At 51.0% G+C, this 16,629-nt stretch carries 14 protein-coding genes; 13 read left to right on the forward strand and 1 reads right to left on the reverse strand.

Annotation, left to right across the window (positions count from 1 at the left end):
- Positions 1 to 34: 34 nt before the first annotated feature.
- The 13 genes from gspD to ACYX4J_RS09880 all read left to right on the forward strand — a co-directional run bounded on the left by gspD (position 35) and on the right by ACYX4J_RS09880 (position 13,077).
- Positions 35 to 2,050, forward strand: coding sequence for a type II secretion system secretin GspD (gspD, locus tag ACYX4J_RS09820; protein ID WP_413665693.1), 2,016 nt, complete (start codon positions 35 to 37; stop codon positions 2,048 to 2,050).
- Entirely contained in the window at positions 2,047 to 3,543 is a 1,497-nt protein-coding gene (gene gspE / locus ACYX4J_RS09825) for a type II secretion system ATPase GspE (protein WP_444905344.1), read from the forward strand. Before gspD ends, gspE begins: the two co-directional genes overlap by 4 nt.
- A gap of 2 nt (positions 3,544 to 3,545) precedes the next feature.
- Complete coding sequence (gspF, locus tag ACYX4J_RS09830) at positions 3,546 to 4,763, forward strand: type II secretion system inner membrane protein GspF (protein ID WP_476178483.1); 1,218 nt, start codon at positions 3,546 to 3,548, stop codon at positions 4,761 to 4,763.
- A gap of 267 nt (positions 4,764 to 5,030) precedes the next feature.
- Positions 5,031 to 5,459: a type II secretion system major pseudopilin GspG gene (gspG, locus tag ACYX4J_RS09835; protein ID WP_282932708.1), complete on the forward strand. Its 429-nt coding sequence runs from the start codon at positions 5,031 to 5,033 to the stop codon at positions 5,457 to 5,459.
- A 19-nt stretch (positions 5,460 to 5,478) separates the two neighbouring features.
- Complete coding sequence (gene gspH, locus ACYX4J_RS09840; RefSeq protein ID WP_413665863.1) at positions 5,479 to 6,045, forward strand: type II secretion system minor pseudopilin GspH; 567 nt, start codon at positions 5,479 to 5,481, stop codon at positions 6,043 to 6,045.
- Entirely contained in the window at positions 6,035 to 6,406 is a 372-nt protein-coding gene (gspI, locus tag ACYX4J_RS09845) for a type II secretion system minor pseudopilin GspI (RefSeq protein ID WP_444897205.1), read from the forward strand. The genes gspH and gspI overlap by 11 nt, the downstream gene beginning before the upstream one ends.
- 5 nt (positions 6,407 to 6,411) lie before the next feature.
- Positions 6,412 to 7,140 carry a type II secretion system protein GspJ gene (locus ACYX4J_RS09850; protein WP_444927723.1) on the forward strand — a complete coding sequence of 243 codons (729 nt, stop codon included), beginning with the start codon at positions 6,412 to 6,414 and terminating at the stop codon, positions 7,138 to 7,140.
- A 3-nt stretch (positions 7,141 to 7,143) separates the two neighbouring features.
- Positions 7,144 to 8,145, forward strand: coding sequence for a type II secretion system minor pseudopilin GspK (gspK, locus tag ACYX4J_RS09855; RefSeq protein ID WP_444927724.1), 1,002 nt, complete (start codon positions 7,144 to 7,146; stop codon positions 8,143 to 8,145).
- 11 nt (positions 8,146 to 8,156) lie between these two features.
- On the forward strand, positions 8,157 to 9,500 hold the full coding sequence (gene gspL, locus ACYX4J_RS09860) for a type II secretion system protein GspL (protein WP_476178484.1): 1,344 nt from the start codon (positions 8,157 to 8,159) through the stop codon (positions 9,498 to 9,500).
- A gap of 57 nt (positions 9,501 to 9,557) precedes the next feature.
- Positions 9,558 to 10,046 carry a type II secretion system protein GspM gene (gene gspM, locus ACYX4J_RS09865; protein WP_413665700.1) on the forward strand — a complete coding sequence of 163 codons (489 nt, stop codon included), beginning with the start codon at positions 9,558 to 9,560 and terminating at the stop codon, positions 10,044 to 10,046.
- Positions 10,047 to 10,231: 185 nt separating this feature from the next.
- Positions 10,232 to 10,504 (forward strand): acetyltransferase, encoded by a 273-nt coding sequence (locus tag ACYX4J_RS09870; protein ID WP_282932716.1) that lies wholly within the window; start codon positions 10,232 to 10,234, stop codon positions 10,502 to 10,504.
- Between the two features lie 109 nt (positions 10,505 to 10,613).
- Positions 10,614 to 10,817, forward strand: coding sequence for a DUF2788 domain-containing protein (locus ACYX4J_RS09875; protein WP_282932717.1), 204 nt, complete (start codon positions 10,614 to 10,616; stop codon positions 10,815 to 10,817).
- Between the two features lie 46 nt (positions 10,818 to 10,863).
- Positions 10,864 to 13,077 (forward strand): hybrid sensor histidine kinase/response regulator, encoded by a 2,214-nt coding sequence (locus tag ACYX4J_RS09880; RefSeq protein ID WP_476178485.1) that lies wholly within the window; start codon positions 10,864 to 10,866, stop codon positions 13,075 to 13,077.
- A gap of 227 nt (positions 13,078 to 13,304) precedes the next feature.
- Here ACYX4J_RS09880 and ACYX4J_RS09885 read toward each other — a convergent pair whose 3' ends face one another.
- On the reverse strand, positions 13,305 to 16,442 hold the full coding sequence (locus ACYX4J_RS09885) for a TonB-dependent receptor (RefSeq protein WP_476178486.1): 3,138 nt from the start codon (positions 16,440 to 16,442) through the stop codon (positions 13,305 to 13,307).
- Positions 16,443 to 16,629: the final 187 nt, after the last annotated feature.

The raw sequence follows: 16,629 nt of genomic DNA on the forward strand, positions 1-16,629 counted from the left end.
GATTTTTTGAACATTTACTAGAGCCAGATAAATAATGATGAAGATGTTTTATCGACGGCTGCTTGCGGTCGGATTGAGTTTTTTTGTTTGTACTGCAACGCTGGCTCAGGGCCCGGAGCGGGTTACCCTTTCTCTCGACAATGCAGACATTCGTGATCTGATCAATTGGGCTGCTGATTTCACTGGCAAAAATATTATTGTCCACCCGAATGTTAAGGGTAAGGTCACCGTAGTTGCCGGTGACCCAATGACTCACAATGAAGCCTTTGATGTATTTATGTCGGTGCTTCAAGTCAATGGCTTTAGCTTGGTGGAACAGGGCGGAACCTGGAAAGTGGTTCCCGATGCGCTGGCCAAGCAGCAGGCGATACCTGTCGCAGATGAGACCACTCGAGCTCCTGCGGAATCCCTGGTTGTTCGCACGGTAAGGGTTGAGAATATTTCCGCTTCACAGCTGATTGCTATGTTGCGCCCGCTGATTCCGCAAACTGGGCACTTGGCTGCTTATGCTGATACCAACACTCTGATTATTGCTGACCGCGCTGCGAATATTGACCAAATTATTCGCCTGGTGAAGCAACTTGACCGCGCCGGCGCTATTGATATTGAAGTGGTGCCGTTGATGTTTGCTTCTGCGAAGGAAGTAAAGCAAGTTCTTACCGATCTACTTCAATCGAGTGGAGGCAAAGCGGGTAAGGAAGTGCAACCGCTGCGTATTTCTGTTGATGAACGCTCCAATAGTATTCTCCTGACCGGAGACCCTGTTACCCGCCAGCAGATTAAGACGGTAATAGGCCGTCTCGATGCACCGCTGGATGGCGAAGGCAACACCGCAGTTGTTTATATCCAGTATGCCAATGCAGCAGATCTGAAGCCTATCCTCGAGGGTATGAGCGGTAGTATCCAGAACACAGAGAAAGACCAGCAAGCGGCGAATATTGAAGTCAGCATTCAAGTTAACGAGTCGCTCAACGCATTGGTGTTAACTGCTCCTCCCGCTCTCCTTGAAACTATGAAAGGTGTTATTGCCAGGTTGGACGTGCGCAGAGCGCAGGTTTTGATTGAGGCAATTATTGTAGAGGTAGTTGAAGGTACAGGTAGCGAACTGGGTATTAGTTGGATTGCTGGTTCCGGCAGTAATGCTGTTGCCGGTTGGAATAACCAGTTAGGTACGGATTCCGATGGGGAACCCAACCCATTTTCACTTCCTGTGACTGATTTGGTGGGAGCTGGCGCATTGCACCTGGGCTACCTCAGTGGCGGTGATATCCGTGCTGCGATTAATGCCGTAGCGTCGGAGAGCAATACCAATATCCTTTCTACACCAACAATTATGGCTTTGGATAATGAAGAAGCTGAGATTTTGGTGGGCCAGAACGTACCTTTTATTACCGGTGAACAGTTGCTGTCTGGTAGTAACGATGATCCGTTTACCACCATCCAGCGTGAGGATGTGGGTACCACTCTTAAAGTGATTCCCCGTGTGAATAACAACAATTCGGTAACTCTCGAGATCGAGCAAAAGGTTGAAAACGTTTTGTCTTCTGCTACGGCTGCAGCGGAAGGTGCGTCCGATATCGTTACCAGCAAGCGTGAGATCCGCACAAAAGTATTGATCGATGATGGCGCGATCCTGGTACTGGGTGGTTTGATGGAGGATCAGGTGAATGAAACCGTGTCCAAAGTGCCTCTCCTCGGTGATATTCCCGGCATTGGTCGCCTGTTCAGAAACACTGAGAAGAGTGTTAGCAAAACTAATCTGATGGTGTTCCTGCGTCCCAGAATCCTCAGCAGTCAGGTTGCTGGCTATGAGGAGACGCGCAAGCGCTACATGGATATGCAGCAGAAGCAAATATTCCTGAAAGACCGCACCAGCCTGATCTGGGATTGGCACCGCGGTGATGTACTACCTGACCTGATGCCGCCAACAGGCACCTACAACGAGAGCCCTGCGCCAGTAGATGGTTCTATAGATGGTGCTGCCATTGAATCAGTCGAAGAAGACGTGGATGTTGAGGTTGAGGTGTTGGAGGTAGAAGAAGCTAAATGACGGCTGAAACAGGAACAGGGACTCCAACAATTCGCCGCCTTCCTTACGCTTTCGCAAAGCGTCACAAGGTTCTGTTAACCGAGCAGGAAGGCAAACCCCTCTGCCAATATGTGGCGCCGCTGAGTCCATCAGCGGTTGCCGAAGTGCAGCGCATCAGTGGTGCGGCTGTATCTTTGGAGGCTGTAGAGGAAGATGTTTTCCAGGGTGCTTTGCAGCGTCTGTATGAAAACAGGGAGGGTGGCAACCTCTCCGAAGTCGAGGGCCTGGGTGAAGACCTGGATCTTGCAGCGGTCGCCGATTCGCTGCCTGAGACTGAGGACTTGTTGGAACAGGAAGACGATGCACCTATCGTCAAATTGATCAACGCAATTTTTGCCGAGTCGCTCAAGCAGGGCGCCTCGGATATTCATATTGAAACCTTTGAGAAGCGCCTCGTCGTGCGCTTCCGGGTCGATGGTGTACTTCGTGAAGTACTGCAACCCCGGCGAGCTCTGGCTCCATTACTGGTATCCCGTATTAAAGTAATGGCAAAACTGGATATCGCCGAGAAACGCGTGCCTCAAGATGGCCGGATCTCCCTTTTGATGGCTGGCCGAGAGGTAGATGTACGTGTCTCCACCATGCCGTCATCGGCGGGTGAGCGGGTGGTAATGCGTTTGCTGGATAAGCAAGCGGGCAAAATGGACCTGAGTAAGCTGGGGATGGCAGATCGCGACTTGCGCGTGATGACAGACCTGTTGGGACATCCCCACGGCATTATCCTGGTGACCGGACCAACGGGCTCCGGTAAAACCACCACCTTGTATGCTGGCCTCGGTAGTATCAATAACCGTGAGAAGAACATTCTGACGGTCGAGGACCCGGTGGAATACAACCTGGAAGGGGTTGGGCAGACTCAGGTAAATACCAAAGCTGATATGACTTTCGCCCGGGGGCTTCGCGCGATCCTGCGTCAGGACCCGGATGTAGTGATGGTCGGTGAGATTCGAGACCTGGAGACTATGCAGATTGCAATCCAGGCGAGTTTGACCGGACACTTGGTGCTCTCAACCCTGCACACCAACACAGCTTTGGGTTCGGTAACCCGTCTGGTGGATATGGGAATTGAGCCCTTCCTGCTGTCGTCAAGCGTGATTGGTGTTCTTGCCCAGCGTCTGGTGCGAGTTCTGTGTCCTGAATGCAAGCAACCTCATGTGGCTGACAGCAGCGAGCGGGAGGTTTTGGGCGTCGGGCCCGATGAGGAAGCCATCATCTATCGGCCTAATGGCTGTGAAGAGTGTAATCACAGTGGCTATGTCGGTCGTATCGGTATCTATGAATTGGTACCGCTCAACGAAGTGATGCGCCAATTGATCCACGATCGCGCTTCAGAGAGCAAGTTGGTTGCTGAAGCCCGCAAGCTTGGCCCCAGCATCCGTGACGATGGCGTAGAGAAAGTACTGGCGGGTAGGACCTCCCTTGAGGAAGTACTACGAGTTACGCAGGAGTCCTGATTGTGGCAGCTTTTGAGTATACAGCGCTGGCAGCATCCGGCCGCAAGAGCCGCGGTACGCTCGAGGCGGATAGCGCGCGCGCTGCGCGGCAGCAGCTGCGCGCCAAAGGTATGGTGCCTCTGGAAGTCAGTGCAGCCACCGAGAAAGAAGAGAAGGGCGGTGCCAGCTTTCTATCTGGTAGCCCTGGGCTGAGTGTTAAAAACCTGGCCCTGCTAACTCGGCAGATGTCCACTTTGCTTCGAGCGGGTATTCCCCTGGAAGAAACCCTTGGAGCCATTGCCAACCAGACTCGTAACCAAAAAATCAAACGCGTGGTATTGGCTGTTCGGGGCAAAATCCTTGAAGGGCACAGTTTCGCCTTGGCCCTGAGCAGTTTTCCACGGGCATTCCCCAAACTCTATCGCGCTACGGTTGAAGCAGGGGAGCACTCTGGTCATTTGGATGCGGTGCTGGATCGCCTTGGTGACTATACGGAAGGGCAGCAGCAATTTCGGCAGAAGGTGCAGCTGGCTCTGATCTACCCAGTTGTTTTGGTATTTATCTGTGTATTGGTTGTAACCGGTTTGATGGTGTACGTGGTACCTGATGTTATCGAGGTATTTACCGGCACCGGGCAGGTTTTGCCGCTGGCTACCCGCATCCTGGTCTCCATGAGCAATTTTATTTCTGCCTGGGGCTGGCTGGTGCCGCCGGCACTTGGGGCGCTCATTTTTGGCGCTGTGATGATGCTGCGGCGCCCGGCAATTCGGTATCGTTTCCACCACCGTTTGCTGGAGCTGCCAATTATTGGCTGGATGATGCGAGGGACACAGAGTGCTCGCTATGTAGGGACCCTGGCGATTCTTACGGGCAGCAGTGTGCCGCTGGTTCAAGCCATGGGTATCGCCGGTGGAGTAATGACCAATACCTTCCTTAAAGACCGACTCGATGCGGCTCAAAAGAGCGTGCGCGAGGGCGGGAGCCTTCGTAAAGCCCTGGAAGATGTAGGCTATTTCCCACCGATGATGATCTATATGATCGCAAGTGGTGAATCTTCGGGCACTCTCGATGAAATGCTTCAGCGTGCGGCGGATTCGCAAGAACAGGATTTGCAGGGTGCGGTAACTGCCTTTGTAAGTATCTTTGAACCTCTGATGCTGCTGATAATGGCTGCCATCGTGTTGTTCATCGTTATGGCTATTATGATGCCAATTCTGAGCATGAACGAATTGGTCGTTTAATGCTCAAATTAGGTGTAGGTCAAAGAGAAATTGCGTAGCTGCTTTAGGAGGTTGGTATGAAATCCTTGCGCAACAGCGCCGGCTTTACACTGCTAGAGGCGTCGAAGATTCTTGTTGGGCTGGGAGCGGCAGTTTTGCTGGGCATGTTGCTGCTTTAGTCTGGGGAATCGTGTAATTTACTGATTTGGTGACTTTTAAATAATTGGGGTCACGAAGGGTATCGTGACCCTTGGGGTTCCCAGAGTTAGAGTGAACTAGGAGAGAAAAATGAAAACCCTACGTAAAAGTGGTGGCTTTACCCTGATTGAAATTATGGTGGTGATCGTAATTCTCGGGGTGCTTGGTGCACTAGTTGTACCTAATGTTCTTGGCAAGACCGGCGAAGCTCGAATGAAAGCGGCCAGGGTTGACCTTAAAGCTATCGAGACTGCATTAGACCTTTATCGCATGGATAACTTTGTCTACCCCAGCTCTGATCAGGGCCTGATGGCACTGGTATCCCGCCCATCCGGCTTCCCCGAAGCGAAGAACTGGACTGAGCCCTACCTGAAGAAAGCGCCAAAAGATCCCTGGGGCTATGAATATCAGTACATCAGCCCAGGCAGTGCCGGTGCCTACGACCTATTCACCCTCGGTGCCGATGGCAAAGCGGGCGGTGAGGGCGAAGCTGCTGATATCTACGTTACTGACCTATAACACCTGAAATTTGCACTTGATGTATAGCATTGGTCGAAGCCGTGGCTTTACGCTGATCGAACTGTTGGTAGTGATTGTCATCATCGCCTCTCTGGCTGGCATGGCGACTCTATCGATGGGGAATTCCGGCGGGCGCGTGTGGCAAAAAGAAGCCCAGCGCTTGTCGGCCCTTTTGCAGTTGGTTGCGGATCGAGCCCTGATTGACAAAATGCATTACGGCGTTGTTTTTGAACAGGGCACTTATAGCGTGGTGCATTTTGAGCAAGAAACAATGACCTGGTTGCCGATAGATTCGGTTGCGTCGGGGAGGCGTGCTGCGCGTTTTGCCACCCATGAATTGCCGGAAATCGTTCGCCTTGAAGTGATAACTGAGGCGGAGCTGCCGTCGACAGAATCCACGGAATTTGCAGAAGAGACCAATGAAGATCGAGTCGTTCCGCAATTTGTTGCTCTCTCCAGTGGAGAGGTACTTCCCGTAGAAGTTGCCATGTACCTTGTTGAGAATGGCGACGACGTTCGAGGTGCGACTATTTCTTACACCAGCCTGAACGGATTGCAGCTAGAGTGGCAGGCCGATGAATTTTAAGAGAGCCCAGCGCGGTTTTACATTGGTAGAAGTCTTGATAGCCCTGGTTATTTTTGGGGTTATTGCCGCCAGTGTTCTGAAGGCAATGCAGCGCAGTGTTGGCCAGCAGCGGGTGATGGAGGATCGTCTCTCGGCAAACTGGGTTGCCCAACAAGTGCTCTCCCAAGTCCGCGTGCAAACTCCTTGGCCTCCTTTAGGGGAACAAACAGATCAGGTGGTCTTGGGGCAAAGGGAGTGGGAGGTTAGTGCCCGAGTGGAGGCCACCAGTAATGAGCGCTTGCGCCATATCATTATTGAAGTAGGCCACCTGGATGCTGAGTACCCAACTCTGACCCTGGATGCTTGGGCTGCTGAGGAGTAACTGATATGTCTTTGCGCCTTTCCAGCCAGTCGGGCTTTACCCTCATTGAAGTCCTCATAGTTTTAGTTCTTGTCGCCATTATCAGTGTCGGTTCCTTTTCGCTGTTGGGACTCTTTTTTGACACGGAAGAGATGGTGGACCAGAGGGCCGAGCAGCTACGTCGCTTTTCTATGGCGATGTACCGTATAGACAATGATTTTCGCCAGGTAACTGCCCGCGCTGTTAAGAATGCCTACAGCGGTTATGAGCATGCGTTACGTGGTGATGAAGATGAGTTGGAATTTACGCGCCTTGGTGCGGCAAATCTCACCGGGGAACCTCGGGGCGAGCTATTGCGTTTGAGTTATAGCATCGGATACGCCGAGGATCTTGAGATCGACTCCCTGACCACCGGCACTGGCCGGGGGGGCGAGGACGATATAGGTGGGTTATTACTGCGCAGTCGCTGGCAGGTCTTGGATCGGTCTCCCGATTCTGCGCCCATCGCCGAGCCTCTGCTAATGGGAGTCGAAAGTTTAAGTCTTCAATACCTGGACCCAGACACTGATGCCTGGGTTGCCCAGTGGCCACCGATCAGCTCGGACGGTTCCCAAACAGAAGCGGATATACGGCTTCCGCAAGCTATTGAATTTGTTATTGTCACCCGGCAGTACGGGGAGGTCCGTCGTGTCTTCCAGATACTGGCAGCGGAAGACAGTTCCTCTGCTGACGACGATGATGATGACGGGCGTTAGGCGATGAAAGGTAGAAAAATGCCGAGGTCGCTGGCTCGTCAAAAAGGGGTGGCTCTGATTGTTGTACTGCTGGTGATGGTGATTGCCATCGCGGCGGTATCCCACGCTATCTTGCGCGATCAGATTGCGATTTCCCGCAGCGGTGCACTGTTGGCCAACACACAGTTGGCAGAGTTTGTTGAAGCGGCTGAGGCCTGGACACGGGTAGCGCTGTTGGAGGATTTCGAGGAAGACCAGGAAGAGGAGGAAACCGCAGACCATGCCTTGGAGGCCTGGGCATTCCCAGTTCTGCAGTTCAATCCTGATAATGGCAAAATTCGCATGAATATCAAAGACTTACATTCATGTTTTAACGTGAATAATTTGTCTGATAGCAGCGATAGTGATCAATTCGAGATCTTCCAGCGCCTGGTGAATAATGTTACCGGCAAGTCTGACCTGGCCAAGTCAATTGCAGATTGGGTGGACGATGGCGATACCCCGCGAACCTCGGGGACAGAGGATGACGGCTACCTGGGAAGGGAACTTGCCCACAGAACACCGGACATGATGATCACTGATATTACTGAGTTGTCATCGGTAGTAGATATGGAATTAGAGGACTGGGAGAAACTTGTGCCTTTCCTTTGTGCCCTCCCGGAGACAGGAACCCTGGTGAATATCAACACGGCTTCTGAGGAGTTAATCGAGGCGATTGAGCCTTCCGCAAGTGTTTCCAAGTTGGTGCAACTTCGCGAGTCGGGCGGTTATATCAGTGACTCGAGTGAATATGCAGATTATGAAATCGCTAACTCGGGGCCTTTTACTTTTCAAAGCCAGCACTTTCTGGCGCGAATTGCTGTCCAACTCGGAAGCGATGGCGAATACAGGCAGTATTGGGAGTCCGCCCTGGTTCGGAATAGTACAGATGGCAAGGTTCGGGTGCGCCAGCGCCAGCGCCGGGCCTTTTCTGGTCAAATGATGCAGGAGTTGCTCGAGTACGAAAGCACTGAAGAGAGCGAATAGTTAGAAATTGTATGTTTAAAAAGAAAAGCATTAACGAGATTGAAGCCCCTACAGCGCCTCCTCAGACGTCTCTGGTTCTGCTGCGGTTGAGCGAAACTGCTGACCTGACTCTGCGCCTGCATCAGTGGCAAGAGGGTAATTGGCAACAAGTAGCCTTGGACTCAGAATTTTCTCTGGCATTTAATCCCGAATTTGAAACTGTCGAAGAGCAGCCAGAATTCCCTCAGCTCAACCTTCCTGATGACGCCAAAGCGCTACTGATGGTGCCTGGTAACTGGGTATGGAGCGGTCTCGAAACTATACCTAAGGCAGCTCGTCGCCAGGCTAGTGCTATTGGCTATATGGTTGAGGAGCACTTAGCCCAGGATGTCGAGGACTTACACTTTGCCTGCAGACCCCGCACCGGTGATCTCTGCAGCGTATACGCCATTGATGTTGAAAAAATAGAAGCGCTTCACTCCCAGTTGGAGCGGCTCCAGTGGCCGCTGGCTGCTGTAGTGCCGGAGTATGAATTACTTAGCTTGATCGAAGGTGACATTCGCCTGTGGCTGGATGGCGGCCAAGCGCATATCTGGAAAGGTGCCGGGCAGGGTCTAACTGTTAATCGCGATTTTTTACAACCTCTTCTCGGTTCGCTATTAGTTGATGAAGGTGATGAATCCGAAGGCGAAGATGATTCTGAAAGCGGCGAGCCGATCGATAACAAACAGGTAGTACTGCTGGGGGCTGGCGAGCAGGGTGGGTTGCTGATTGCTGAGTTGGAATCCCAGTTTGGCGATGGCTTACAGCTGAACCAGCGCTCAGCGGAAGAAGTCTTTATTGAACGGTTCAAGCTGGGGCTGCTAACAAACTTGCTAACTGGAGATTATCAGTTATCGAGTAATAAGAGCGCTGCGGCTTGGTGGATACGCCCGGCTAAAGTTGCTGCCGCTTGTTTTGTTATCCAGCTACTGTTTTTCGTTGGTGCCGGTGCTTTTTATCAGTGGAAGGGCAACCAGTCTGAAGAGCAGGCCCGGGCGATGTTTACTGAATTGTTCCCGAATACTCGACCGTCTGCCCAGATGCGCCGACAGCTTGAAGGTTTCCTGAAAGGCGCGGGTAATCAGGGTGGTGCTTTCTCTACCCAGATGCAGCAGTTGAGCAAAGTCTGGATTGCTCACAAAGGGGGCGCATTAAAATTACAGTCCCTTCGTTTTGATGGCCAGCGTGGAGAAATGGTGTTGCAGCTTCAGGCAGAAAACCTGTCTGATCTCGATGCATTTGTCAGCAAGCTATCTGGCGGCGGGATCAAGGCGGACCTGTTAGGTGCGAACGAGTTGAAAAAAGGCGTTTCAGGCCGTATTCGCTTACGTTAGAGCCAGCGGTTTATATAAAGCAGCCAAGCGTAAGAAGAGATTGGTGGTAGCAATATAATGAAAGAACAGATCGAACAGTGGCGCCAAAAATGGCAGGCACTTCCGCCCAATGACCAGAGAGCCTTGGGTTTGTTGAGTATATTCGGAGCCGTAATTTTTATTGTTTATGGCCTGTACTCCCCGGCAAAGGGCTTCTTTGATGAGTCCCGCTTGCGAGCGGAAGAAAATCGTGAGCTGGTTAACTGGATGGAGGGCCAGCGCCCGACGCTGGAGCGAATAAAGCCCGCAGGTGGTGGTGCTGGCGGTGCTTCAGGTACTCTTTTGCAGCGCGTTACTGGTGCGGCCAAACAAAACCAGATTGTGATTAAGCGCTTTGAGCCTGAGGGTGAAAACCGCATCCGATTGTGGATTGAAGAAGTCCGTTATCAGGATTTGCAACCCTGGTTGAATCGCCTGATGCAGGAGAAAATGGCTGTTCGCACGATTAATCTAGATGCCCTTGCGGATGAAGGTATGGTCTCTGCTCGATTGACGATCGAAGGCTAGTAACCTCCCTACTGACAGGCTCGAATATAGAACTCGGGCCTGCTTCTCCTCAGTAACCACCTCTTAAGTACACTCGAATATCGACGCCCCCATTCGTGCAGCCTCCCACAGAAGTAGGGTGGTTTTAGGCGGAAATGTCATCTTTAGCCCTATACTGGATTAGTAACGAGGAAAAAGGTGCCACTATGCTTTTTAAAGACATATCCACCAAGCATTTGGTAGAAGTGGCTGATATCGTCACACTTTCGAATCCCTACGAGCTGACTGTGGTAGGCCGTTATTTGTGGGGTGAAGAGATTCAGGACCCAGAAGTCTTCGATAAAACTGACTTATGCTTCCTCTCTGGTGAGCCACTTCCTAGATGCTGGCATGACAGCCGCTACCGGGATAAAGAGGTTCGCAGGCTTCGTTGCGGCACTCACGCTTCAGAGGATGGTGACTACTATCAGGGTGCTTGAATTTATAGTTTTACCAAATGGTACGGTGGTCGACTAGATTTTGCCAATGACTTACCAGTTGCCCTTAAGCACTGTACAATGCGCGCCAATTTTTTAAGCGAATGCACGCATGACATTTGAGCAGTTTGAAGAGTATTCCCTGTGGTTGGGAATCGGTGCACTAATTCTATTTATGGTGTTTATTGTTTGGAACCTGGCAAAAGACTCCAAGGCTGGTAGATTTGGAACATTTATTCTGTTCCTCGCTCTGGGGCTTGGATTGCTGGGATTTCTAATAAAGACCGTTTTGGTTGAAGTACTCGGGATAGGCTAGGGAGCTTCAATGGCACGGGATACCCAGTCTCTCAGGGAAGGTCGCAATGTCTATATTTGATCGCCCTGAACTCAAGGTTCAAAAAGACAGACGTATTTGCCGCGCAACTGATATGCGTATCGCCAAATATACCCGGCGCGGCATGGTGCTCTCCCTTTTTGCATTTCTGATCGCAGCCTCTATTGGCGACATGCGCCTAGAAGCTCCGCGCCTGTTATTAACAATGGGAATCGGCCTGGTAGTACTAACCCTGATCAGGGGCTACTACGTTTTTCGCTTCGACCACCTGTATGGCTCGGGACCAAATCGTTGGCGCAATCGTTACTTCCTGTTCTCGATTATTGGCTCAGCCTGGTGGGGCATTACCTTATTTTACTTTGTCTATTTAATGGGGTTTGCGCCTGAGACCCACTTCCTGTGGATCTACTCAGTAATCTTTTGTTCCAGTGTCACCACCGTATTTTCTCCCTACCATCGTTTCCTGACTTGGTTCACCGCAACCTCACTACTGCCAGCAGCGCTAATGGCACTGTTCTCGGGCATGATCCTGGGGACCATCTACGGGACTCTCACCCTCGCTTTTATTTGGCTGACTGCCCACCAGGGCCGTCGCGAATCGGAGAACTATTGGGAGCGTCTGTCTGCGATGCAGGAGCTGCAACAGAGAGCGAGTAGCCTGGCTGCAGCCCGCAAACACTCTGAAGCTGCAGTTGAACTGACCAATGAGTTCATAGTTAATATCGGACAGGAATTCCGCAGTCAGCTGTCTGATTCCCTTGGTGCCTTAGCGCTGCTCGAAGCTGAGCCATTGAGTGACCGTCAGCGCGAATGGGTAGAGCTGGCCAAGGTTGCCAGTAGCCAGCAACTCAAACTGGTTGATAATGTGGGCTTGTTTACCCGGGTGGCTCGCAAAGATATTCGGTTGCGCCAGGGCCCGTTTAACCTAGTTAAGACTGTAGAAAAATCATTCAAGTTTGCAGCGAGAGCTGCCCACAGTCAGGAGTTGGAATTTAACTTCCAGATTGATGACAATCTCCCGGTGATGGTGACAGGGGATAATCGCAAAACGGCCCAGCTGATTCGCAATCTGGTGGACTCCGCTACTGGCATTGCCCAAAGAGGCGAGCTGTGGGGTGAGGTATCTTATAACCCGATCACCACGGTAGAAGGGCAGCTCTCGATCACTTTGATGGATGATGGGCGCGGTGAGATATTGCCGGACGAGAGCGAACTTTTCGGTGCCTTCTCCCGTATGGATACCACCCAGGTAACTACAGGTCTCGGACTCTCGATTGCTAAAGGCCTAGCCGAAGCAATGGGCGGTTACCTTCAACTGCATTCAACCCCAGATGGCAACCGCTATCAGGTGGTGATCAAGTATTCCACCGAGCCAAACCAGCGAACCTACCTCACACCGGACAGAAAGTTACAGGATATTGAAGTCCTGTTAATTCATCAGAAAGGCCTATTTATTTCAGGTTTGGTACAGGTGCTGCGTTCTTTTGGGATGGATGTAAAGTCGATCCGCTGGTGTGAAGGTTGTGAGTGCGAAGTCCAGCAGCTGCTTCGCCAAGCGGTAGAACGCAATCAATTGGTAATGATGGCACCGGCAATGGGGGATTCGACTCTTTTCGACTCCATTACGCCTTTCTTTAAAGAGTCCCAAGAGGCAAGTGATAAAGAGAGTCGCCTGGTATGCCTGGGCGGCTTTGGCCAGAAAAGTGAGTTTGCTCACCTGCAGCAACTCTTACCATCGGCACAGTATCTGAGTCGACCGGTGACCCGTAAAGAACTGCACGATGCGTTAGTGGGATTACTGTTTGGCGGTGCGAAAAGAAGTTGTCGAAGAGTGGTTACCGGTGGGGCGGATCAGCCGCGTCACTACTCTTTGTTGTTGGTGGAGGAGTCTAGGCCTCATCAATGGGTGACTGAGGAAATGCTTCAGGCCCTGGGTTACCAGGTAGATATAGCGGTAGATGCGGATGATGCTTTAGTTCGCTTGTCTGAAGGTCATTATGATTTGGTGTTAGTGGACTGCCAGCAAAATACGGATCATAGTGCGCAGATTATCGAGATACTGCGTCGCTGGGAGTCTGAGCACCGCCCGGATGATCGCCTGCCTATTGTTGCTGTAACCAGTACTACTGAAGAGCAATTTGAGGGCCGTTGCCTGGCAGCAGGTATGGATGATTTTCTGACTAAGCCTCTGAGCAAGGATCTTCTTCGGGAAACCTTGGCGCGTTGGCTGGGTAGTGCTTAGCTTACAGAGCTTGCTTTGATATTCAGTATAAAAACCGCACTTCAGTGCGGTTTTTTTATTTCCCATTTACTCAAGGTGGGCGTCTTGTGGCTTTGGAAGTTGGGAAAAGTGCTATTCCAAAGACTCATTATCAGTTGCTATTGAAATGATCGGCACCGAGAAACGGTTTTTGGTTAGGGAAATAGGAATGGCCGCAGCAAATGCTGCGGCATTCGACAAAGTGTGGGTTAGAACTCGTAGCGAATCCCCATACGAGCACTCCATAGAGAGGCATCGGTCACTCGGGTTTGCCCCGCTGGATCCAGGAATTCCTCAAATACGTAGCGCCCTTGGTCATCGATACTGGCCGTTACCGCTGACTGATAGCGAGGGAATCCGCCCTCATACATAACACCCCATTCGTCATTCAGCAGGTTGCCCAGGTTTTCAATAACAAAGTATGCATTAACCCGGTCTTCCGTGCGCCACCCCGGTAATTGTTGGTCTATACGCAAATCGAACTTGGTCCACCAATCACTGTTAAGTGAATTGCGTTCCATAGTCCCGCTATCCAGGTCTTCAGAGTCAACCCAGGAGAAGAAGGCCTCAGTATCGAAGTCATCTGCAAATACAACATTGGCATCATCGGCGCCCGTGGGTACGTAGAGCAGGCCGCGATCCCAGCCGGCATCACCAAAGACCTGATCACCAAATGTGTAGCTATAAGGAATACCTTCATTGGCAGAACCAAACAAGGTGAAGCGTGTTTCGTAACCTGAGAAAAACTCTTGGGTGTAATCCAGTTTCAAAGTGAAGCGATGGGGAACTACATAGTTTGATGTTGCAGTGCCTGGATTCTGTGCGTCAGCGGTAGCGATTTTGGTGTAATTGGAGTAAGCCACCGAGCTGGTCATGGGGTTAACATCTTCAGCTTCGGTGAAGGCATAGCCAAGGGCAATACTCAGGCCAAAATCAAAAGACTTGCTGAGGCCGAGAGAAAGTACGCTGGAATAACCGGAGTCGCCATCCACATTGGTCAGCATGAAGTCTTCGCTGCGACCATTGGCACTGCCGTAAATCGGGCGCCCATCAGCAGTCGAGTCAATTTGCTCAAGAGAGATATCTTGAATAATTGCGGCATCTTGATAATCGCTGTACAAATAGTCTATAGATGCTAAATAACCGGATTCAAATTCGTAGCTACCGCCGATTGCATACTTCCAGATGGATGGCAGTTCAAAATCCGGATCCATCAGGTTGACCCCACCTACAGAACCATCACTATTTGCGACCATATCATAGAGGTCTTGTGGGATTTCATAGATCGGATCGCCGTTATTGGTCCAGTCCATATCAAATAGGGGGGTGCCGCTTCTATCTTGGGCTTCGATTTGCAGAACACCATTATTTGAGTAGTTATTGGAAATCCATACATTGGGATTCCCACCGGAGTAAAGGCCGATACCACCGTGTAACTCCAGGCTATCGTTAAGGTTCCAGCTCAGGCCCAGGCGGGGCTGCAACAGGTCCAGGCCATCCATATTGTGCTGGTTGGAAAAGCCATAAGTAGAGGTTATGTCTGCGTTAGCTACTGGCTTGTCATCACTGCTATAGCGGTCGTAGCGAAGTCCCGCAACCACTGTCAGGTCTAGATTTGCGAAGGTGTATTCGTCCTGTGCGTAGAGTGTATCGATGCTGTAACTGAATTCAGCGGCGGCGTCTAAAATATGGTTGGTGCCAGCTGCATTCTCATAAGTAATACGGTTGGCAGTCCCAGCTTCAAAATCTTCGATGCTATCGAAACGGTATTCTCCTGCAGCCTCCTGTATAAACAGGTTGTAGACCTCGAAGTTTTCATGTTCATAGCCGGCGGTTATGTTGTGTTCACCCAACAGCAATTTACCGGCGAGCTTAAATGTCAGGTTTTCATAGCTCAGCTTGTTGGCATGGCGAGAATCATCAGCACCTAGATAGACTGTCGCACGGGAGTCATTGCCGTCGTTGTCATGATCGTTGTAAGTGGTGATTTGAACTTCACCAAAATCAGTTCCGCCCAGGGAGTTTTGGCGGTTGTCCAAATCGGAGTAGCCAATTTTCATCTCTGTCGAAAATATGTCACTCCAATCGGAGAAAAGCTGTGCAACATAGGAATTTAATTCGGCTCCGCGCTCGTAATAGTGGTTGGATAGTTCCAGCTCATCGGGGTCATTGTCGGCCTCGGCTATGGAAAAGCCGTCGTTGTAGTTGTAAGTAAACGCAGCTCGGTGATCGTCAGAGATATTCCAATCAAGTTTCACCAACAGCTTTTCGTCTTCTTCTGGCATGCTGGTGGGTAGGCCGCCCGGATTGTAGCCATAGACTTCATTGGAAATACGAATAATCTCATTGAGCTGCTCTTGGGAAACCCCTTGTACTTCGGTGGCAGAGCTGCTGCCTGCAGGTCCTCTGTCAAAAGTGGCAACGCCTTCCAGCTTTTCATAGGCAGCAAAGAAAAAGAGTTTATCTTCGATAATGGCTCCACCCAGAGTTGCGTTGTAACGCTTCTCATCAAAACTGGCTACATCGATATCGTCACCTTCCAAGGAATCACCACGGAAACCATCATCGGTGTAGTCGTAGAAAAATGAACCATGCCACTCATTGGTGCCGGACTTGGTCACTGCGTTGATATTACAAGCGCTGAAACCGCCATACTGAACATCGAACGGCGCCAGTTCGACGGCGACATGATCGATAGCATCATACGAGAACGGCATACGTTCAGTGGGGTAGCCATTGCTATTCAGACCGAAGTTGTCATTCATGCGTACGCCATCAACCGTAAGGCTATTGAAGCGAGGGTTGGCGCCGGCGCACTGGATAGCATCAACATTGGCTTCATCCACATAAACTCGCGGATCGAGACGTAGCACATCCTTGATATCGCGATTAATGGAAGGGGCACTGGCAAGGTCGTCACTGTTAAAGTGCGAAGATGGGCCTACAGCTAAACGGGACGTACTGAGCGCTTGTCCCAATACGGTTACTTCTTCCAGATTGCTAGTGCCGAGGGTTAGGCTCAGAGGGAGGATATCACCAACGGAGAGGTAGATATCTTCAATAACTCGCTGGCCTTCCTCGGAATCGATGGTGACGGTGTAGGGGCCACCCACTCGCAGGCCACTCAGGTTAAATTGCCCCGCGTCGCTGACTTCTACCTCACGGCGGCTATTGGAGGGGGTGTGAACCACTGTTACAGTCGCATTGGTAATTGCTTGACCGTTGCTTCCGGAAATAGAGCCGCGAATGCCGGCTGCAGTTTCCTGTGCCTGAGATACCTGCGCCATACTGGCAACAGAAATAATCGCCGCAGATAGTAATACGCGCGGGAACAGAGAAGGTTTCATAGCGTTTTCCTGGTCTAAAGAATTGCCAACTCAAGTGGCCTAAGTAATTATCGAGTTTTGCTCTTGCAACTTAGGTTCCAAGTTCCAATGGAGACTGTTATGTAATTTTTATTGGGTACTGTCTAAGAGCTGAAGCGATTATGTAGTGCACATATAAATAAATTATTACAGCCGTGAACTTGTCACA

The sequence above is a fragment of the Microbulbifer sp. ABM4_008 genome, assembly GCF_056311705.1.